This is a genomic window from Campylobacter sp. 7477a, from assembly GCF_014892335.1.
In the GTDB taxonomy this organism is placed as follows: Bacteria; Campylobacterota; Campylobacteria; order Campylobacterales; family Campylobacteraceae; genus Campylobacter_A; species Campylobacter_A californiensis.
In genome coordinates this window covers 1-17,149 of the sequence record NZ_JADBJH010000008.1, presented here as the reverse complement: position 1 = coordinate 17,149, position 17,149 = coordinate 1, and the positions used below count along the sequence as shown (strand labels likewise).

The following is a 17,149-nucleotide window of genomic DNA, read 5'->3' as shown; positions in this document are numbered from 1 at the left end:
TATATCCCCTATGCTTGATCGTTAGCTACTTGCGGTTTTGCTTTAGCAGTAGACGGTTTTTTAACACTTTTTTTAGCGGCTGGTTTTTTCTCGCTTTTTGTTTGAGTTTTTAAGATCTTTTCTTGAGTAAATTCCTTTACGTCACCTGCGATATCTTTGCTTTTTTTAAAAAGGTCTTTTGCGGTTTCTTTACCTTTTTCAAAGCCGTCAGCCGCACACTCTTTTACCTTATCTCTTTTGTTGTAGGCTACTACAGCCAATGCGCCCAATGCGACGCCTGCAATAAATGGAAGTGCCATTTTAGCTCCTTTCTTGTTTGTATTTTGTATCATTATTTATCCTTTGGTTCTAAATTTTTACCGACTATGGAGATACCAAGAGCGCCTAGTGCAAGACCGCTAAAAAACGAAAAATTCGGATTATTTAAAATTTTCATCATCTGGGCTTTATCGGCTTTTCCACTTATGATATCTTGCAGATCGTTGCTTATTTTAGCGAAATTTTCTTGGTATTCGTTTATAACACCCTCATAGCCTTTTTCTTGTAAATTTTGTATTAAATTTTTTATATTATTTTGATCATCTTTGTCGCCAGACATGGTCTTAGAAAGTTTTGCTTTTAGGGCGACGATGTATTCGTTATTTGATGTAGCCCAAAGTCTAAAAAATAGATCTTTTAGCTCATCATCGTCTAAATTTTCACAGAAATTTTCATACATTTTATTTAGTTGAATTTCATAATTTAACGCACATATAAATGCATCCTGGGCGCAAGTCGGTTTTAAAAACGCATTTTGCGTCTCATCTTCGTTTAGCTTAAGCTTTTTAACCTTGGCATATGTTTGTATAAGGGTTATGGCATTTTGTCTTAGGGCGTAAATTTCTCTAAAAACATCATCAAATTCGTTTAAAATTTCATATAAAATTTGAGCATTTTTTTCGCTTAAATACGCTGCGTCCAAAAAGTCGTTATGCACAATACACCTCTTTTGCGATGTTGTTTATCTTGACTGAAATTTGGTCTAAATTTTGTCCCTCAAGAAGATCGTCCCATAAAATTTTAGGGAAAATTTCATTGTCATACTCGATCGTTACAGAGCCGATGATCTTGTTAAATTTGACGTTTTTTATGCCGTTTATCTTTGCTATAACACTGTCAAGTTCACCTAAATTTACGCTTTGCGAAAGATCCTTGATCTTTGGATCAACCCTAACTCTAAGGCGACCCGGAGTGTGAGCTATCTTGCTAAAATAGCTTGATATTTGCATTAAAATTTCTAAATTTATATCCATTTTTTATCCTTTTGTCGGCATTATGTAATTAAGTAACTTAAATGTTACTTAAAGTTTTTTGCCTCTCGTTATCAAAATCCAAATTATTATGAGAAATTGTTTTTCAGACACTCATCACATATTCCATAAAGTATCATCGAGTGCGATATGCAAGTGAAATTTTTATCTTTACAAATTTTATCCTGAGCGTCTTCTATAAAATCATCTCTAAAGCTCTTAACTTTTCCACATCTTTCACAGATAAGATGATCGTGATGTGCGGTTAAATTTAACTCAAATTTTCTTACGCCGTTGTCGTCATATACGTTTGTAAGGTTACACTCGCTTAAGAAATTTAGTAAAGCATAGATGCTTGGCATGGAGATGTTTTGTTTGTGTCTTTTAAGAAATTCGTCTTTTATATCGGCTGCGCTTAAATGCGATGAGGCATGATATAAAATAAGTAAAATTTTCTCTTTTGCGTATGAATTTTTATGGTTAAACTCACTCATAAAATGTGATAAATTTTTATAAAAATTTTCAAAGTTTTCCATCTTGTATCACCGCAAATTTGATATTAATTACTAAGTATTTATAATAATACCTCATATTAACTATAAAGAAAATAAAGCCAAATATAAGGTTGTTTTGGTATAGTTTCGCAATTTTTTGACTTAAGGAAAACTAATGACGTATGACGAGCTTGAATTAGATGCGGTTTTACTTGAAATTTTAGAAAATCGCGGCAGTTTCGACTCTATGGATGATGAAGAGCTTTATGAGCTTATAGAGCATGTTGCGACTTTTACGGATGGGGATTATGAAGAAGCGTTTGAGTATATGACGCAGTTTTCGCCTATACCTAAAAAACGCTTCATCTCTTTATTTACAATCTAACCTTTAAAACTTTGCCTAGCTAGTTCTTGCAACTTCTTTGTGTATTTACTAGCTTTTGGGCTATTGTTATAAATATCTTCGTAGTCGTATATCCTATCGTAATAATCTATCGTATCTTGTCTGTTTATTCCCATATGTGAAATTTGAATTCCAACTCCAAGATAAATTCCTCTTGAGTTAGATGACTCTCTTGCGTAGGCAAAAAATTCAGGGGCATTTGTGGTTATAGCGCCTCCGCTTGCGTTATTTATCATCGTTGCTTGTGTGCTTAGGGAAATTCTATGGTTATTTTCAAAAATTTTATGATAGCTGCGAGAGTTTTTGTAAACGATGATAAGATCAACAGAGCTTAATCCAAGGGTTGCACCAAGCTCAATTCCTGAAAAATCCACAAAAAACGGACTTGAAATTTGACCGTCATCATTTTTAGCCACAAAGATACCTTTGCCATTTATAACGCTAACTCCGGCTCCACCCTTGGTAAGATCTGTAAATATCGCTATCGCGCTAGCGTCTTTTAATAAATTTTGATCTTTATTTTCTATGATAAAGTCATTTAGGACGTTTATGGCGCGTTTTACTTTTTGGTTTTGCACAATATCGGCCGATAAAATAGTGGTAAAAAATGCCAACATGAGTAGAATTTTACGCATTTTGATTCCTTTTTGTTCTAATTATATTAAATTCTAGTAAGTATATAATATAAAAATATTTAATTAATTTAAAAAATTAAATAAAAATTTATATTTATTTAAAGTTAATTGTGTAAAAATTGCATAATTAAATATGCAAAAATAACATATTTAAAATAACCTGTAAAACAGGTAAAGGAGAATACGATGAAAAGTGGTGGTAAAGTCATTTGCCCGTATTGCGGAACCGGCTGCGAGGTAGAATTGTTTGTCGAAAACAACGTGATAAAAGCAGCCGTTGGTGTTGAGGATAACCCCGTAAACGAAGGAAGTCTCTGTTTAAAAGGTAGCTACGGCTGGGACTATGTAGGCTCTCCAGACCGACTAGTAAAACCATTGATCCGTAAAAAAGACGGAGTGTTTAGCAAAGACGGCGATCTAGTAGAGGCAGAGTGGGACGAAGCGCTTGATCTTGTCTCAAACAAGATAAAAGAGGTGGTTGCCAAACATGGCGCTGATGCTTTAGCGGGAAATTTTTCTGCACGTTGCACCTTGGAAGATAACTACGTTGCACAAGTTTGGGCTTGACGAGTTTGAGACTTTAATAATGAGAGGCTTAAACCTCTCATCGGTTATAAGGCAAGGACTAGGCGGCGGATACTTTGAGTGCGACAGCTTGGCGCTAAAGGCATTTTGCAAACGCACAAAGATTGATTTTTTATGGATGTTTGAAATTTCAAAGCGCTACTGCGGCGTTATAAATAAAAATTTGGGGGAGTGAGATGAAAATAGATTATATCTTTTGTCGTCGTTGTTTTAATTCGCGCCAAATGCCTACGGCAAATCCCGCAAATACGCTAAGCGTAAGAATTATAACAAAAAATGCAAACATATCTTTAAGAAGCGCCCACCAGCCTATAGGATCGACCGTAACGGAAAATCCAAACAGCATAACCGCGGCAAATATCATAAAAGATTGCAAAATAAATTTTAGCATTTCGGATCTCCTTTTTTATATGTATTTTAGCATAAAAGGCTAGCAAATGGCAAATGTTGATGAAAAGACAGACGAGAAGTATCCTATCCAGCTACTTACTACAAGAAAGGTTTATCAATACACCGTAGGAACGATGACTCGTCGTTCTCGTGCGATAGAAGAGGGCGGAGATAGTATTGGTCCGATAGCTGAAATGAGTGCCGCGCTGGCAGCTCGTTACGGTATATCGCATGGGGATTTTATCAAGGCTTGGAGTAGATATGGTTATATTGTTGTAAAAGCCGATATAACCGACTGCGTGCCTGACGGTATCATACAGATGACCTTTCACTACTGGGAGAGCTCTTGTAACGAGCTAACAAGCTCCGGCTGGGACTTTATCTCCAAGACGCCGACATTTAAAGCTGCGATCGAGATCAAAAAGATAGATGAGGAGGAATTTTTACGCGTGCGTGAGTTAAAGCGTGAGAAATTTCAAACAAACAAGATCATATTTGACGACTTCCATCATCATCCTATGACGTTTTAAGCTTTTAGCCCCGTTTGGTTGCGGGGCTAAATTTAAAGCCGATATTTATATTTTTACTTGTAAAATACCCCGAAAATTTACTTAAAGCGTATAGATGGAAATAATCTTAATCATAGAGTATATAGGTATCGCGTCTGCGGCACTTAGCGGTTATTTGTTCGGGGTAAAGAAGGGCTGTGACTGGCTTGGTGTTTTTTTGGCGGCATTTTTAACTGCACTTGGTGGCGGTATTCTTCGTGATATGCTTGTTAGTAGGGCGATTTATAGTTTTACACATTATATGCCTATGATTATTGTTATTTTGGTGCTTGTAGTGGCAAATTTTACGAATTTACACAAAAAACGTGATAAATTGGAGAAAAAATTTATATTTATATTTGCCGACGCTATAGATGTGATATGCTTTTCTATAGTAGGAGCTATGGTTGCTGTCGAATACGGTCATAACGTGTTTGGCGTAGGGCTTATGGCGTTTTTTAACGGCGTAGGCGGAGGAATTTTACGCGATATTTTACTAAATGAGGTGCCTTGGTTTTTAACTACGGGGCTTTACGGGACGATTAGTCTTTGTGTTGGCATTAGCTATTATCTGCTTTATTTGGCAGGTTTTACAGGGGTGTTTTTCGTGCTGTGCTTGCTTGCGCTTGGTATTACTATACGAATGTTTGCATACTATAATGGTTGGCGTTTGCCGCCGCTAAAGGATTAAAATGTATTTAATGGACACTTACGCTAGATTTGATGTAGGTTTTGAGAGAGGAGAGGGTGCTACTCTTTTTGATGAAGATGGTAATGATTATGTTGATTTTGCTTCGGGTATAGGTGTAAATGCGTTAGGCTACGCTCATAAAAAAATAGTAAGAGCAATTACTAAGCAGGCTAAAAATTTACTTCACACTTCAAATATATATCACATCAAGCCGCAAGAGCGTTTAGCCAAGGAAATTTCAAAGCAAATCGGCTATAAAACATACACTTTTTTTTGTAACTCAGGCGCAGAAGCTAATGAGTGTGCGATCAAATTAGCTAGAAAGTATGGTGCAACTCATTTTAAAGAGAAGAAATTTGAGATTATTTCTTTAGGAAATTCATTTCATGGACGGACATTAGCTACACTTCAAGCAACCGGACAGGATAAATTTCATCCTGAAATTTTCGCTCCTTATATGGAGGGATTTAAATTTTACTCAACGATTGAAGATGTTATAAAAAATATAAATGATAATACCGTAGCTGTAATGATAGAGTTGGTTCAAGGCGAAGGTGGCATAAAAGCTCTTGACAAAGATGAGGTAAAACGTCTTGCAAAAGAGCTTAAAAAACGCGAACTTTTACTTATAACCGATGAGGTTCAATGCGGTGTTTATAGAACCGGCGAGTTTATCACAAGTAAGCTTTATGACATAAAACCGGATGTTATAACCTTTGCAAAAGGACTTGGCGGCGGAGTTGGTATAGGGGCCTGCGTTAGTAAAAAAAGTATATTCACACCAGGCGATCACGGCTCTACATTTGGCGGAAATTTCCTAGCTACTTCGGTAGGACTTGCGACTTTAAAAGAACTAAAGGCATTAAAAAAAGATGGTGAGATGGATAAAATTTCAGCTGAATTTAACGAACATCTGGATGAAGTTGTAAAGAAAAACGGTAAAATTTTTGAGCAAAAACAAGGTCTTGGCATGATGCTGGGTCTTGAGCTAAAAGATGGTATCGATCTTGCTAAAATTATCTCTCTTGCGCTTAAAAACCGTGTTTTGGTACTTCGATCAGGAGTTAAAACGCTTAGGTTTTTACCGCCTTTAAATATAAGCAAAAAAGAGATGAAAGAGGGTTTTGCTAGACTACAAAAAACGCTTGATGAGTATCAAGCCTAAAATTTGCAGGGACTACTCTCGCGCTGATCTTGCGATGCTTTGAAATTTTGCATCGCAAATTTTTGCAAGATCAAGGGGATTTAGCATAAGTTGCTTTCCTCTAACACCTGCGCTTATATAAATTTCTTGCAAATTTATCGCTCTATCGTCTATAAAAGTTGCAAACTGTTTTTTCATTCCTATTGGCGAACAACCGCCTCTGATATATCCTGTGATCTTTTCTAAGTCTCTTAAATTTATAAGCTCACACCTCTTAACTCCGGCAGCTTGGGCTAGGGATTTTAAATTTAACTCCAAGTCTCCTTGAATACAAGCTATGATATAGTTTTTTGGCTCGCAAACACAAACTATGGTTTTATAAATTTTTTCTATCGGTTGTGCGGCTACGTTTGCTACGTGAACGGCTGAAAGATCGCTCTCATCAACTTCGTATTCTATGATTTTATAAGGAATTTTAAATTTATCAAGTATCCGTGCGGCATTTGTTTTATGTATCATCTTTTCTCATTTTTGATTTTTTTTTGTATAATTGTATCAAAATTTTAAGGAGAGAGAATGGCGGACGAGATAGAAGAAGGAAAGTCTAAGAAGGGTGGCTCAAAAAGTGTGCTTATTGTCATTATCGTGGCGATATTTGTATTATTGCTTATAGTTGGTGCTTTGGTGGCGTTTTTGCTTCTAGGGGATGATGATACGGCACAGGCAAATGCTGCTATGCAACAACCTCAACAGCAACAAGTAGCGCAGTTTACCCCGGCTTCTCAGTCCAACAAGCGCACTGTAAATTACGCAAATATGGGTCCGATATACCCTCTTGATCAATTTATAGTAAACCTTCTAAGTGAAAACGGCTCACGTTTCTTAAAGACTAAAATTGACATGGAACAAAGTGCTGAGACTTTAACACCTGAACTTGATAAGAAAAAGGCGCTACTTCGTGATATTATCATAGTTACATTGTCCTCAAAAACTTACGAAGAGGTAAGCACCTCAAAAGGTAAAGACAAGCTTAAAGATGAGATAGTTGGCAAGTTAAACGAAGTTCTTAGCGATGGATACATTAAAAACATCTATTTTACTGATTTCGTGGTGCAATGATCGGTATAGACATAGTTGCCATAGATAGGATAGCTAGGCTAAAAGCGCGCTATAATGAGACATTTTTGGCGCGTTTTTTATCTCCTAGCGAGATAGCCCTTGTTAAGTCAGACGCAACGGCTGCTGGTTTTTGGGCGGCAAAAGAGGCTGCTAGCAAGGCTCTTGGCGTCGGTATAAGTGCTGAGTGCAGTTTTTTTGACATTATCGTTGAAAAAGATGCGAAAAATGCACCCATTTTAAAATTTACACCTAAAGTTTATGAGAAATTTAATATAAAAAATGCCAGTTTAAGCATAGCTCACGATGGAGGATTTGCCATTGCAGCAGTTATGCTGGAGTGTTTTTAGGATAACTAGCTTAGCCGTCATTTCAAATTTTAAAGGTCAAATTTGAAAAATTTCTATCACAAATATAAAAAATCTTGCATCGTCATAACTTCATTTAGCTTAATTGTTTTGTTTTATACTTTATTTGGATTCTTCGGTATTCCTTGGCTTATAACGGATATCGCACCAAAATTTATAGCCGATAAAAATGCGACTTTGGAGATCAAAGAGGCTAAATTTCATCCATATAAATTTGAACTAAACGCAACTAAGGTAAGTCTAAAAACATACAATGATCTTTTTAGGGCAGACAGTATCGACGTGAGTTTAAATTTTAAGGAGATTTTTTCAGGAAATGTAAATGTTGATGTTTTTCGCTTAACAAATCCATTTATAAATATTACGCGAGATAGGGAGCTTGGTTTTAACTTTGAGCCTTTGGTTGCAAGTAAAACAAGTGAAGATAATGCAAGCAATCAGGCAGATAACGAGAGTTTTTTTAACTTTACGTTAAATTTGTTTGAGATTATAAACGGCGGCGCTCAATATGCCGACATGAGTTTAAAAGAGCCATTTGTGGTCTCCTTTAATGATCTAAGCTATACTATAAATGATATAAATTTAAAAGAGTATAGCGCAGGAAAGCACGATCTTGATACAAGCTCAAGCTTGTTTGAGACGTTTGATTGGAGTGGCGGAGTTAGTTTAAATCCTTTAAAAATATATGGCGATGTTAAATTTAGTGGACTAAAAATGAACAAAATATGGCAAAGCTACATAAACCAGCCTGATGTAAACATAACAAAAGGCACGCTTGATGCAAAGCTAAACTACGAGCTAAGCCTAGATAACGGCGTGAATATAAATGTAAATAAGGCAAAACTTCAAGCAAATGAATTTGAAGTGCTAAATTTGGATGGTAACATTTCATTTGATAAATTTAGTTTAGATGATATCTCTTTAAACGGAGACTTTGTTAAGACAAGTATTGCAGATGTAAAAATCGGCAAAACTTCGCTGGATAAAATGAGCTTTAAAAACGCAGAAATAGCCATGGGTAGTGATAAAATTTATATAGACGATATGCTCATAAGGGCTAGAGATGATTTTAAAAGTATCACTACAAGGTTGCCAAAATTTGGCTTAAGCGACATTAAATTTAAAGGTTATGACACGGAGTTATCACAGTCTGTCTTTGAATTTAACGAGCTAAACACTTTAGTGTCTTTAAAAGATAGTGACGCAAAGATTGTCGCGGATCTTAAAAATTTTAACTCACAAACTAGTGTCATAAAAGTAGCGGGAGAAAAACTACTTAACATTGATAGTCTAAATGCAAATGAGCTTAAATTTGATAATGAAAGACTTGCACTTGGCTCTTTTGACGCCAAAAAAAGCGATCTGTTTTCAAGAGATAAAGTATTTGGCGGACTTGACAAACTTAGTCTTGAAGATATAAGTTTTAATCTTAAAGAAAACATACTTGATGTAAAAAACATAAAAGTGCTTGAGCTATTTTACAACGATGAGATAAGCAAAAACGGTGCAAAAGCAATAAATAATCTTGCTATTTTAAAGAAAACTTCCGCAAAACAGACCGATAAAAAAGCGGCAACAGCAAATAACTATAGCAAAAAACAGTTTGTCGCAAATGTCAAAAATATCGAGATCATAAATGCAAAGTCAAACATCACGCAAGGCTTTCTTCCTTCTGTTCTAACTCATGAGATAGTTCTTAAAAATGCCAAAATAGGCGGCTTTTCAAGCGATCTTTCAAAACCGTTTGATATAAATGCAAGCATTACAAGTGGTGAAAAAGTTGATATAAATTTAAAAGGCAACGCAAGGCTTGAGCCGCTAAAATCAGATCTAAACATAAAGCTTAACAGCAAACTAAAAGAGTTAAATAAGATCTCAAAACACTACATTAACGGCTTTATCGCAGGTGGCAATCTAAGTGTTAATGCAAATGTTAAATTTGATAAAAGCTATCAGATAAATTCACATGTAAATTTGGACGATATTGTTATAAACGATAGTAATAACTTGCAAATTATAAATTTAAAAAATGCAAAAATAAAAAATATAAATTTAAATGAAAATGGAGTAAAGATAGACGGCGTGACGATAAACAGCCCACATCTTCGTGCTCATGTTGATGATAACAAAAGCTTAAATTTAGCGCTTTTGGCAAAAGTTAACAGCCAAAACGAAGCAAAAAAAGAACTTAAAAGTAAAAGTGCCGATAAATTTGGGGTGCAGATACAAGATGTTGCCTTAAATGACATGAGTGTTGATTTTAGCGATGCTAGCCTGGTTTTACCGTTTTTGTTTAAGATAAAAAATTTAAATGCAAAAGTTGACAACATAAGGAAAAACACCATCTCAGAGATAACATCTAGCGGAACTATAGGTAAAGGAGGTAGCGCAAATATCCAAATGAGGATAAACGCGCTAGAGCCTAAAAAATTTAGCGATATTAGCTTGAAATTTAAAGATATCGAGCTAAACGAAGTAACTCCATATAGCGCGACCTTTGTTGGACGTAAGATAGAGGGTGGGGTGCTTGACTTATCGTTGGTATATAATATCGAAGATTCTCAGATGAAAGGTGATAATGGCATACGTATAGACACCATAAAACTTGGAGAAAGTGTGGAGTCATCTAGCGCAGTTAGCTTGCCTTTGCAGCTTGCCATCTCGGTACTTCAAGACTCAAACAACGTAATAAAGCTAAATTTACCTGTCGGAGGTGATCTTGAAAATCCAGAATTTAGTTACGGTGGTATAGTACTGCAAGCCATCATGCAGATATTTACAGATGTTGTGACTTCTCCTTTTAGACTTCTTGGGAATATGCTTGGAGTAGAAAATGCTGATGAGCTAGCCAGTATCGATTTTACGGCAGGTAGCGACGAGATGATGAAGTCTCAGATGAAAAAGATAGATGAATTTAAAAAGATAACCGATGCCAAAAAGGATATAAATTTAATCATTACGCCTTCTTATGATGAAGAAGTGGATAGATACGCAGTCCAAAAGAGGTTGTTTGATAGAGACGTGATGATGGCTTCAAGTAAAACAAATGGTACACAAGACGAAGTCATACGCCAAATGGCCGCCAGACAGTTTAAAAACCAACCGACTAATGCATATGAGGCTTTGGTTAGAGCTAGAAAGATTGATGAAGATACTCTTGATAAGCTAGCCAAAAATAGAGCGCAAAAATTAAAGCAAGCGATGATAGATGTCGGTATATCGGCGGACCAGATAGTGGTTTTAGAAAAGATACAAGCAGTTAAGGCACAAATGGATCTTTATGTGCCGATACCTATGGGTGTAGAAAATAAATAAATCATGACCGGTGTTATCCAGGTCATCACATCCACTCCAAAACTTGTGTTATCTCTTTTGCATAAAAGCATTTTATGCCCTGCGTATCAAGTGGTTTACTGGGTATGATCGCATTTTTAAATTTTTGTCTTTTTGCCTCTTTTAGTCTTTCGTCTATGTTAAAAACATCTCGAATTTCGCCGTTTAAACTAAGTTCACCGATAAATATACTATCTTTGCTTATCGGGCGATTTCTAAAACTTGAGATGATAGCTGCTACGACGGCAAGATCGGCGGCAGTTTCATTTATCTTAACTCCGCCTGAAACATTGATAAAAACGTCATAATGTCCAAGTGGAATTTCAAGTTTGCGTTCAAGCAGAGCCAAAAGCATATCAAGGCGGTTTTTCTCATATCCTGTGGAGCTACGTTTAGGATAGGCGCTTTCGCATACTAGGGCTTGAATTTCCACGCTTAAAGCCCTTGAGCCTTCCATTATGACGGTTATAGCAGAGCCTGACACCGCGTTGCCCCGTGTGAAAAATTTACTTGCAATTTCTGTAGCACAAACAAGACCGTTGGCGCTCATTTCAAAAATTCCAACCTCACTTGTTGAACCAAAACGGTTTTTAAATCCTCTTAGCATTCTTAGCTCTCTTGAGGCGTCTCCTTCAAAATAAAGCACGACGTCAACCATGTGCTCAAGTATCCTAGGACCTGCGATCGAGCCGTCTTTTGTTATATGACCGATGATGAAAACACAAATTTCTTGCTCTTTAGCCAGTCTCATGAGTTCAAATGTTATCTCTCTAACTTGCGAAACTGATCCTGGAGCGGAGCTTACGTTTTGGCTATAAAGTGTCTGGATAGAGTCGACAACTAGCACTTTGTATTCGTTTTTTTTGGCTTCACTTAAGATGGTTTCAAGATTTATCTCTGTGAGTAAAAATAAATTTTTATCCACGGCGTTTAACCTCTGGGCTCTCATTTTGATCTGACTAGCGCTTTCTTCGCCGCTTACATAGAGTGTTTTTTTGCCGTTTTTTGCCAAATTTGAAGAAATTTTTAAAAGAAGGGTTGATTTGCCTATTCCTGGGCTTCCGCCAATTAGCACCAATGAACCTTCTACTACACCTCCTCCAAGCACTAAGTCAAGCTCGGCATCATCTGTGCTAAAGCGCTTGATGTTTTCGATCTCTACTTTATCCATACTAACTGCCTTGCTTGGAGATGATGAAAATTTAGCCAGCTCTTTTGATATTTTTATTTGTGTATCGCTAAGCTCGATAAAGCTATCCCAAGCACCACAGTTTGGGCATTTGCCGATCCATTTTCCTTGTTGATTACCGCAAGCTTGACACTCAAAAACAGTTTTACTTTTAGCCATTTTTTCTTCCTTTAAGCCGTTGTTTTTTATTTTTTATAGAGCCAAGATATATGGCAAACATTGTTATCGCCGCTCCTAGCCACTGAAATTTTGTTATAAATTTATCTAACAAAAACGCATCTATCAAAAGTGCCGCAACGGGTTCGCTTAACAACAAAAGACCTGTAAGCGAAAGTGACAAAAGCGGTACACAGTAGGCTATAAGCCCCCAAGCTACACATTGCATGATAGCACCATATATAAAAACAAGCCCAATTTCTTTAAAATTTTTTGGAAAGAAATTTAGACTGTCTATGATGATGCTTACAGGAAGGAGCGAGATGGCACCGCTGATACTTAAGATAAACATCAACGAAAAGACACTTATCCTTTGAACTTCTTGAGATTTTTTTACAAAAAGCATGGATATCGCCAAACAGCCACCAGAGCCGATACCTGCTATAAACCCCCAGATGGCATTTGTGTTTGAATTTAGCTCAGGATATGCTATAAGAGCTACGCCAAGTGTTGCAAGTATAAGACTTAAAATTCCAAGTGCGCCTTGCTTTTCGTTATATAAAACACATCCTATAAACGAAAGCCAGAAAATTTGCAAGCTATTTAATAATGTGGAAATTCCAGGCCCTACCGCGTATATACTTTCGTGCCATAAGGCTAGATCATAAGCTAGAAAAAACCCTGATAGAGCGGCGTAAAATTTAGCTTTTTTGTTTGTCGGTAAACTTTTATTAAAGTATTTTACTATGGTGTAAAATATCACCGAAGCTATAATTAAGCGCCAAAATGTAACCGCATAAGCCCCAAGTGATACGGTTGAAACGATAATACTTCCAAGTCCGAACAAAACACAACCGACGATAAGCCCAAGAGAGGCGCTTTTGCTATTTAAGTATAAATTCATGTTTTATTTTTGTAAAAATTATCGTAAAGATGGCCCCAAGTGTTATCCCGACACTGTCGGCTAACACGTCAAAAAGACTAAAAAATCGATTTGGCAAGAGGCTTTGGACTAGCTCAATTTGTATGCCGTAAGCCAAAAGTAGCACAAATTTGTACCAAAATTTAAGCTCAAAAGCTAAATTTAAAAGCACATAAAGGACAAAAAAGGCGAGTATGTGATTTGTCTTATCCCAAAACAGCTCATTTACAGTGATTTTTCTTGAAGTTGTAGCTAAAAATTCTACCACAAAAAGCGTTGCAAAAAAGCCAAATTTGTATAGCTTATCCAAAAATTACGTCCATTAAACCATCTAAAAACTCATCTGGGTTAAATTTTACTAAGTCGTTCATGCTCTCACCGACACCGATGTAAAGTATCGGCAGTTCTAGCTCTCTTGCCACGCCAAATAAAGCTCCGCCTTTCGGAGTACCGTCAAGTTTTGTGATGATAACTCCATCAAGCCTAACTATATCGTTAAAAGCCTTTGCTTGAGCGACGCCTGCGTTACCTTGCGTTCCGTCTAGGATTAAAATTTTACGGTGTGGGGCTTTTTCGTATGCTTTGCTTGAAATTCTTACGATCTTGCTAAGTTCGTTTGCTAAATTTGTTTGGTTTTGAAGCCTTCCTGCGGTATCAAGTATTACACGATCGATGTCTTTTGCAAGAGCCGAACTTATCGTATCAAAGGCAACTGCTGAAGGATCATGTCCTTGCTGTGTAGCTACTATAGGCACATCTATTTTTAAAGACCATTGGCGAAGTTGCTCGATAGCTCCTGCTCTAAAAGTATCACAAGCACCTAAAATCACGCTTTTGCCACTTGTTTTGTATAAATTTGCTAGTTTGGCGATGGTTGTGGTTTTGCCTGCACCGTTTACGCCAAAAATAAGATCTACAAACGGCTTATCATCGGCTATTTTACGCTCATTTTCATAGATAAAGTAGCTCGACATTACTCGTTTAAGATCGGCTCTTTTTACATCGTCTTGTGGTGGTAGATAGTAGATTATCTCTTCGATTATCTCATAAGCGACATCGGCTTCTAAAAGCATATCTTCTAGGATGTCTTTTGTAATTTTTTTATCTTTTTTGGCACTATTTATCGCACCAAATGTTCTCTCAAAACCCTTTTTTATAAAATCAAACATTACTCTATCGCCTTTTGTATATCTCTTTCTAACATCTCTTCAGGCACCAAACCTTTATATCCTGATGCGTAGTCGCCGTTTTTGTCAAATAAAGCAGAAGACGGAAGGGCGAAAATACCGCCTATTGCCTTTTCGAATAAATAATTACTTTCGCCAATTGCGATGTCATATTTGATTTGATATTTTTGCGCAAATGCCTTTATCTCATCCTCGTTTTTATCTTCAAGCAAAACAGCGATAACGTTTAGCTCTTTTTTGTATTTTTCACTTAGATTATTTAGATGCGGAATTTCAGCTTTGCACGGTGGACACCAAGTCGCCCAAAATACAAAAAGAGTTGCTTTTTCATTATCTTTTATGTCAAAGCCGTTTTCTCTTTTTTGCAGTGAAAAAATTTCATTGCTTAAGAGTTTTAGATCGATTTTTTCATCGACTTTTACGGCATTTTGTGCGAGTTTACTCTCTGTAGAATTTGTATCAATTTTTGCACTATCTTTGGAACTTTCTTTGTTTTCACAGCCTAATAATAAAAATATAGCTAAAACAGCTACGCTTAAATTTTTAAATTTCATACTACTCCTTCGTTATTTAAAGATAAAATTATACTAAAAATTTTTTAAATTTATCGTCTAAAACGCAACCAAATTGTAAAACCGCTTTTCAAATCAAAGTGGATTTACGCTTAAATGTAAAAGGAAATCTGGTTCTCATTTTAATTAACTCCGTCAATTAGCGTAAATATGTCCTCGCCATCCACCTTTATCGCTTTTCCGCTTAGGCTTAGTTTTATAAAATCATCGCCGACAATCCCAAACTCTCCGTCATAACGTAGATTCACTTTCGGTATGACTAGGATTTGCGCTTTGCCGGTGGCTAGGTTTATACCATCTACCACTATACGACCCATGTTATTGCTTCTGCTTTCAGGGTTTAGAATTTTTACCTTAGTCGGATATGTCTTTACGGCTAAACTTAAAGAGTCGAATGTTTTATTTGAAGCCGCAGCGGTAAGAATATAAATTTTATTATCCTTTATAACCGCGTCGCCTATCTTGCCGGTTACATTCGCGTTGCCGTCAAGTATGACCTTGCCGTTTATGAATTTATCTCCAGCCTGATAGGTCTTATCTTGGATAAGCCCCTTAAAGGCTAGCGCTAAATTGCTAAGGCTTAAGTCGCCTATTTCGGTGCTAAACTCATAAGTCGTCTTAGTCTCTATCTCAGACGCAGTAGCTCCAAGACTGGTATCGTTACTTAAAAGCTCTTTTACCTCCGAACTTCTATTTAGGCTGACTTTTTGGTTATAGCCAAGTGTTATCTCATCTCCATACTCGCCATTTGAATTTATGGGAGTAAATCTAACCTCGCCGCTTGATAGGCGCGCCAGTTTTTCGTTTGGCATGTTTTTCTCCTTGCTTTTTACGGCTCTATAAAGCCGATAATTTTGATTTTAATTTGTAACCGCACGCAGTAAAGCGTGCTAGTTACAAACGCCGCCTTTGCGCCAAACACGATCTTTTCGCCTTGCTTGGCTCCAAATTTAAACAGATCTCTTCTAAGCTCGTCTATCCTGCTTAAAACCCCGCTTTTTTCGCCTACAAGCGTGTTTCTAGCGACTATCACGCTAAAAATCGCATAGTCGCTAATATCGTCGATACTCTCTAACCCGTCAAATACGATATAATCTCCGTTTTGGTCGAGAGCTTCGATACTTGCAAGCTCAAGTAAGCCGAATTCGCTCTTTAGATCTCTTGCCGTTTCATCGATTGAGTTCATATTAGGTTCTCTCTATTTCGGCTCTTATAAAATTTAGCCGATACTAGCGTGCCGTCTGTGTTTAAAAACGGTGCGCTTTTGATCGCCTTTTGCGCCGCTTCATACAGCGTAACGTCCATCTCGTCAAGCTCTACTTTCAAATAAAGCTTTAGCCTAATATATGCAAAATCCTCCGCCGCGAAGTAAGGCGCGTCGCGATCTTTACACGCCTCTAAAGCGTCGTTTATCGCACGTTCGCAAACATCGTCCGTGATCTCATTCGGATTTTTAAGACTTGTTTTTGCCCACTGCGCCAGCTTTTGTTTTGTTAGCGGCTCCACCTTTTTTCTCCTTATCGCCGTCTTTTAAAGCTTGGCTATCCGTAGAGGCTTCGTCATCGCCTAAATTTTGATTTTCTTGGGCGCCCTCTACTTTTTTATCAGAATCGCTCTCTTGATTTTCTTGCGACCCGTCTAAATTACGATCCGAATTTACGCCCGATATCTCGTTTGCCTTTAAATTTTCGACCTCGCCGCTTATATAAAGAAAAGCTGATAACATCTTTTGGTCTATTTGCATTATCCGCAACCCTCTTATTGTGTGTTATTTCAATGGGTCTTTTGCTGTTTGCCTTGTATCACAACAAAGAAAAGCAATTTATATACTTTGAGCCAAAAACTATAGCTAATATCAAACACGATAAATGGAGCTATGCCCAAGGTCTTGTAAATCTTATAAAAGATACCAAAAAAGCCTTTGATTTTAACTCTGATATAGTTAAATTTAGGTCTTTTTTTATTAGATGGGGAGGTGCTTTTTTGTTTTTAGCCTTTTTATGTTTTGCATTTGCTACAGCTCATATATCATACAACTATTTTTCCACAACTTATAGAAAGGAGGTGAAAAATATGGCTGATGACAAACCACCGGTAGAATCTGACGGCAACGATACGACTAAGATG

24 protein-coding genes and 2 pseudogenes are annotated in these 17,149 nt (G+C 36.9%); 10 read left to right on the top strand and 16 right to left on the bottom strand.

Annotated features, from left to right (window positions below; all coding sequences use genetic code 11):
* Window positions 1-8: 8 nt before the first annotated feature.
* The 4 genes from CCAL5182_RS04945 to CCAL5182_RS04930 all read right to left on the bottom strand — a co-directional run bounded on the left by CCAL5182_RS04945 (window position 9) and on the right by CCAL5182_RS04930 (window position 1,825).
* Window positions 9-332, bottom strand: a complete 324-nt coding sequence (locus CCAL5182_RS04945; RefSeq protein ID WP_228026746.1) for a hypothetical protein — start codon at window positions 330-332, stop codon at window positions 9-11.
* Window positions 332-976, bottom strand: coding sequence for a ferritin-like domain-containing protein (locus tag CCAL5182_RS04940; protein ID WP_169972198.1), 645 nt, complete (start codon window positions 974-976; stop codon window positions 332-334). The genes CCAL5182_RS04945 and CCAL5182_RS04940 overlap by 1 nt, the downstream gene beginning before the upstream one ends.
* Complete coding sequence (locus CCAL5182_RS04935; protein WP_169972199.1) at window positions 969-1,292, bottom strand: HMA2 domain-containing protein; 324 nt, start codon at window positions 1,290-1,292, stop codon at window positions 969-971. Before CCAL5182_RS04935 ends, CCAL5182_RS04940 begins: the two co-directional genes overlap by 8 nt.
* Window positions 1,293-1,378: 86 nt before the next feature.
* Window positions 1,379-1,825 (bottom strand): Fur family transcriptional regulator, encoded by a 447-nt coding sequence (locus tag CCAL5182_RS04930; RefSeq protein WP_169938639.1) that lies wholly within the window; start codon window positions 1,823-1,825, stop codon window positions 1,379-1,381.
* A 133-nt stretch (window positions 1,826-1,958) separates the two neighbouring features.
* On the opposite strand from CCAL5182_RS04930, the gene CCAL5182_RS04925 reads away from it, so the two are divergent.
* Window positions 1,959-2,168, top strand: a complete 210-nt coding sequence (locus CCAL5182_RS04925; RefSeq protein ID WP_169938641.1) for a hypothetical protein — start codon at window positions 1,959-1,961, stop codon at window positions 2,166-2,168.
* Here the strand turns inward: CCAL5182_RS04925 and CCAL5182_RS04920 are convergent.
* Window positions 2,165-2,821, bottom strand: a complete 657-nt coding sequence (locus CCAL5182_RS04920; protein WP_336610421.1) for a lipid-binding SYLF domain-containing protein — start codon at window positions 2,819-2,821, stop codon at window positions 2,165-2,167. The genes CCAL5182_RS04925 and CCAL5182_RS04920 overlap by 4 nt on opposite strands.
* Before the next feature lie 186 nt (window positions 2,822-3,007).
* On the opposite strand from CCAL5182_RS04920, the pseudogene CCAL5182_RS04915 reads away from it, so the two are divergent.
* Window positions 3,008-3,376 (top strand): annotated as a pseudogene (locus CCAL5182_RS04915) (molybdopterin oxidoreductase family protein); the annotation flags it as partial.
* 31 nt (window positions 3,377-3,407) lie between these two features.
* A complete protein-coding gene (locus tag CCAL5182_RS04910; protein ID WP_336610419.1) occupies window positions 3,408-3,581 on the top strand; it encodes a hypothetical protein in 174 nt (57 codons plus the stop codon).
* A 12-nt stretch (window positions 3,582-3,593) separates the two neighbouring features.
* On the opposite strand, the gene CCAL5182_RS04905 is transcribed toward CCAL5182_RS04910, so the two are convergent.
* Entirely contained in the window at window positions 3,594-3,797 is a 204-nt protein-coding gene (locus tag CCAL5182_RS04905; RefSeq protein WP_336610418.1) for a hypothetical protein, read from the bottom strand.
* Window positions 3,798-3,849: 52 nt separating this feature from the next.
* On the opposite strand from CCAL5182_RS04905, the pseudogene CCAL5182_RS04900 reads away from it, so the two are divergent.
* From CCAL5182_RS04900 to CCAL5182_RS04890, 3 genes and pseudogenes are all read left to right on the top strand, one after another.
* Window positions 3,850-4,326 (top strand): annotated as a pseudogene (locus tag CCAL5182_RS04900) (molybdopterin dinucleotide binding domain-containing protein); the annotation flags it as partial.
* 94 nt (window positions 4,327-4,420) lie between these two features.
* A complete protein-coding gene (locus CCAL5182_RS04895; RefSeq protein ID WP_336610416.1) occupies window positions 4,421-5,035 on the top strand; it encodes a trimeric intracellular cation channel family protein in 615 nt (204 codons plus the stop codon).
* A 1-nt stretch (window position 5,036) separates the two neighbouring features.
* Complete coding sequence (locus tag CCAL5182_RS04890; protein ID WP_336610415.1) at window positions 5,037-6,200, top strand: acetylornithine transaminase; 1,164 nt, start codon at window positions 5,037-5,039, stop codon at window positions 6,198-6,200.
* Between the two features lie 12 nt (window positions 6,201-6,212).
* Here CCAL5182_RS04890 and ybaK read toward each other — a convergent pair whose 3' ends face one another.
* Window positions 6,213-6,698, bottom strand: a complete 486-nt coding sequence (ybaK, locus tag CCAL5182_RS04885; protein ID WP_169972203.1) for a Cys-tRNA(Pro) deacylase — start codon at window positions 6,696-6,698, stop codon at window positions 6,213-6,215.
* Between the two features lie 57 nt (window positions 6,699-6,755).
* Here ybaK and fliL point away from each other — a divergent pair, with 57 nt between their 5' ends.
* From fliL to CCAL5182_RS04870, 3 genes are read left to right on the top strand one after another with little or no spacing between them, the layout of a single operon-like run.
* Window positions 6,756-7,298: a flagellar basal body-associated protein FliL gene (fliL, locus tag CCAL5182_RS04880; protein WP_169972204.1), complete on the top strand. Its 543-nt coding sequence runs from the start codon at window positions 6,756-6,758 to the stop codon at window positions 7,296-7,298.
* Window positions 7,295-7,645, top strand: coding sequence for a holo-ACP synthase (gene acpS / locus CCAL5182_RS04875; RefSeq protein ID WP_169938655.1), 351 nt, complete (start codon window positions 7,295-7,297; stop codon window positions 7,643-7,645). Before fliL ends, acpS begins: the two co-directional genes overlap by 4 nt.
* Before the next feature lie 42 nt (window positions 7,646-7,687).
* On the top strand, window positions 7,688-10,978 hold the full coding sequence (locus CCAL5182_RS04870; protein WP_336610414.1) for a DUF748 domain-containing protein: 3,291 nt from the start codon (window positions 7,688-7,690) through the stop codon (window positions 10,976-10,978).
* A gap of 25 nt (window positions 10,979-11,003) precedes the next feature.
* On the opposite strand, the gene radA is transcribed toward CCAL5182_RS04870, so the two are convergent.
* The 9 genes from radA to CCAL5182_RS04825 form a co-directional block, all read right to left on the bottom strand.
* Window positions 11,004-12,344, bottom strand: a complete 1,341-nt coding sequence (radA, locus tag CCAL5182_RS04865; protein ID WP_336610413.1) for a DNA repair protein RadA — start codon at window positions 12,342-12,344, stop codon at window positions 11,004-11,006.
* Complete coding sequence (locus tag CCAL5182_RS04860; protein ID WP_336610412.1) at window positions 12,337-13,245, bottom strand: DMT family transporter; 909 nt, start codon at window positions 13,243-13,245, stop codon at window positions 12,337-12,339. The genes radA and CCAL5182_RS04860 overlap by 8 nt, the downstream gene beginning before the upstream one ends.
* Window positions 13,226-13,573, bottom strand: coding sequence for a VanZ family protein (locus CCAL5182_RS04855; RefSeq protein ID WP_169938663.1), 348 nt, complete (start codon window positions 13,571-13,573; stop codon window positions 13,226-13,228). Before CCAL5182_RS04855 ends, CCAL5182_RS04860 begins: the two co-directional genes overlap by 20 nt.
* Window positions 13,566-14,432 carry a signal recognition particle-docking protein FtsY gene (ftsY, locus tag CCAL5182_RS04850; RefSeq protein WP_336610411.1) on the bottom strand — a complete coding sequence of 289 codons (867 nt, stop codon included), beginning with the start codon at window positions 14,430-14,432 and terminating at the stop codon, window positions 13,566-13,568. Before ftsY ends, CCAL5182_RS04855 begins: the two co-directional genes overlap by 8 nt.
* A complete protein-coding gene (locus CCAL5182_RS04845; RefSeq protein ID WP_336610410.1) occupies window positions 14,432-15,004 on the bottom strand; it encodes a TlpA family protein disulfide reductase in 573 nt (190 codons plus the stop codon). The genes ftsY and CCAL5182_RS04845 overlap by 1 nt, the downstream gene beginning before the upstream one ends.
* Before the next feature lie 140 nt (window positions 15,005-15,144).
* Window positions 15,145-15,834: a hypothetical protein gene (locus tag CCAL5182_RS04840; RefSeq protein ID WP_336610409.1), complete on the bottom strand. Its 690-nt coding sequence runs from the start codon at window positions 15,832-15,834 to the stop codon at window positions 15,145-15,147.
* Window positions 15,835-15,851: 17 nt separating this feature from the next.
* Entirely contained in the window at window positions 15,852-16,208 is a 357-nt protein-coding gene (locus CCAL5182_RS04835; protein WP_336610408.1) for a hypothetical protein, read from the bottom strand.
* A complete protein-coding gene (locus CCAL5182_RS04830; protein WP_336610407.1) occupies window positions 16,205-16,528 on the bottom strand; it encodes a hypothetical protein in 324 nt (107 codons plus the stop codon). The genes CCAL5182_RS04835 and CCAL5182_RS04830 overlap by 4 nt, the downstream gene beginning before the upstream one ends.
* Entirely contained in the window at window positions 16,476-16,766 is a 291-nt protein-coding gene (locus tag CCAL5182_RS04825) for a hypothetical protein (RefSeq protein WP_336610406.1), read from the bottom strand. The genes CCAL5182_RS04830 and CCAL5182_RS04825 overlap by 53 nt, the downstream gene beginning before the upstream one ends.
* Window positions 16,767-16,783: 17 nt before the next feature.
* Here CCAL5182_RS04825 and CCAL5182_RS04820 point away from each other — a divergent pair.
* The coding region (locus CCAL5182_RS04820) for a hypothetical protein (RefSeq protein WP_336610405.1) at window positions 16,784-17,149 on the top strand (366 nt) is incomplete at its 3' end.

Bases quoted from the DNA above. Each gene is read 5' to 3' on its own strand.
- ybaK (WP_169972203.1), bottom strand. From the start codon at position 6,698: ATGATACATAAAACAAATGCCGCACGGATACTTGATAAATTTAAAATT.
- CCAL5182_RS04890 (WP_336610415.1), top strand. From the start codon at position 5,037: ATGTATTTAATGGACACTTACGCTAGATTTGATGTAGGTTTTGAGAGA.
- CCAL5182_RS04845 (WP_336610410.1), bottom strand. From the start codon at position 15,004: ATGAAATTTAAAAATTTAAGCGTAGCTGTTTTAGCTATATTTTTATTA.
- CCAL5182_RS04910 (WP_336610419.1), top strand. From the start codon at position 3,408: ATGAGAGGCTTAAACCTCTCATCGGTTATAAGGCAAGGACTAGGCGGC.
- CCAL5182_RS04945 (WP_228026746.1), bottom strand. From the start codon at position 332: ATGATACAAAATACAAACAAGAAAGGAGCTAAAATGGCACTTCCATTT.
- ftsY (WP_336610411.1), bottom strand. From the start codon at position 14,432: ATGTTTGATTTTATAAAAAAGGGTTTTGAGAGAACATTTGGTGCGATA.
- CCAL5182_RS04905 (WP_336610418.1), bottom strand. From the start codon at position 3,797: ATGCTAAAATTTATTTTGCAATCTTTTATGATATTTGCCGCGGTTATG.
- radA (WP_336610413.1), bottom strand. From the start codon at position 12,344: ATGGCTAAAAGTAAAACTGTTTTTGAGTGTCAAGCTTGCGGTAATCAA.
- CCAL5182_RS04925 (WP_169938641.1), top strand. From the start codon at position 1,959: ATGACGTATGACGAGCTTGAATTAGATGCGGTTTTACTTGAAATTTTA.
- CCAL5182_RS04895 (WP_336610416.1), top strand. From the start codon at position 4,421: ATGGAAATAATCTTAATCATAGAGTATATAGGTATCGCGTCTGCGGCA.
- CCAL5182_RS04860 (WP_336610412.1), bottom strand. From the start codon at position 13,245: ATGAATTTATACTTAAATAGCAAAAGCGCCTCTCTTGGGCTTATCGTC.
- CCAL5182_RS04920 (WP_336610421.1), bottom strand. From the start codon at position 2,821: ATGCGTAAAATTCTACTCATGTTGGCATTTTTTACCACTATTTTATCG.
- CCAL5182_RS04930 (WP_169938639.1), bottom strand. From the start codon at position 1,825: ATGGAAAACTTTGAAAATTTTTATAAAAATTTATCACATTTTATGAGT.
- CCAL5182_RS04935 (WP_169972199.1), bottom strand. From the start codon at position 1,292: ATGGATATAAATTTAGAAATTTTAATGCAAATATCAAGCTATTTTAGC.
- acpS (WP_169938655.1), top strand. From the start codon at position 7,295: ATGATCGGTATAGACATAGTTGCCATAGATAGGATAGCTAGGCTAAAA.
- CCAL5182_RS04840 (WP_336610409.1), bottom strand. From the start codon at position 15,834: ATGCCAAACGAAAAACTGGCGCGCCTATCAAGCGGCGAGGTTAGATTT.
- CCAL5182_RS04825 (WP_336610406.1), bottom strand. From the start codon at position 16,766: ATGCAAATAGACCAAAAGATGTTATCAGCTTTTCTTTATATAAGCGGC.
- CCAL5182_RS04835 (WP_336610408.1), bottom strand. From the start codon at position 16,208: ATGAACTCAATCGATGAAACGGCAAGAGATCTAAAGAGCGAATTCGGC.
- fliL (WP_169972204.1), top strand. From the start codon at position 6,756: ATGGCGGACGAGATAGAAGAAGGAAAGTCTAAGAAGGGTGGCTCAAAA.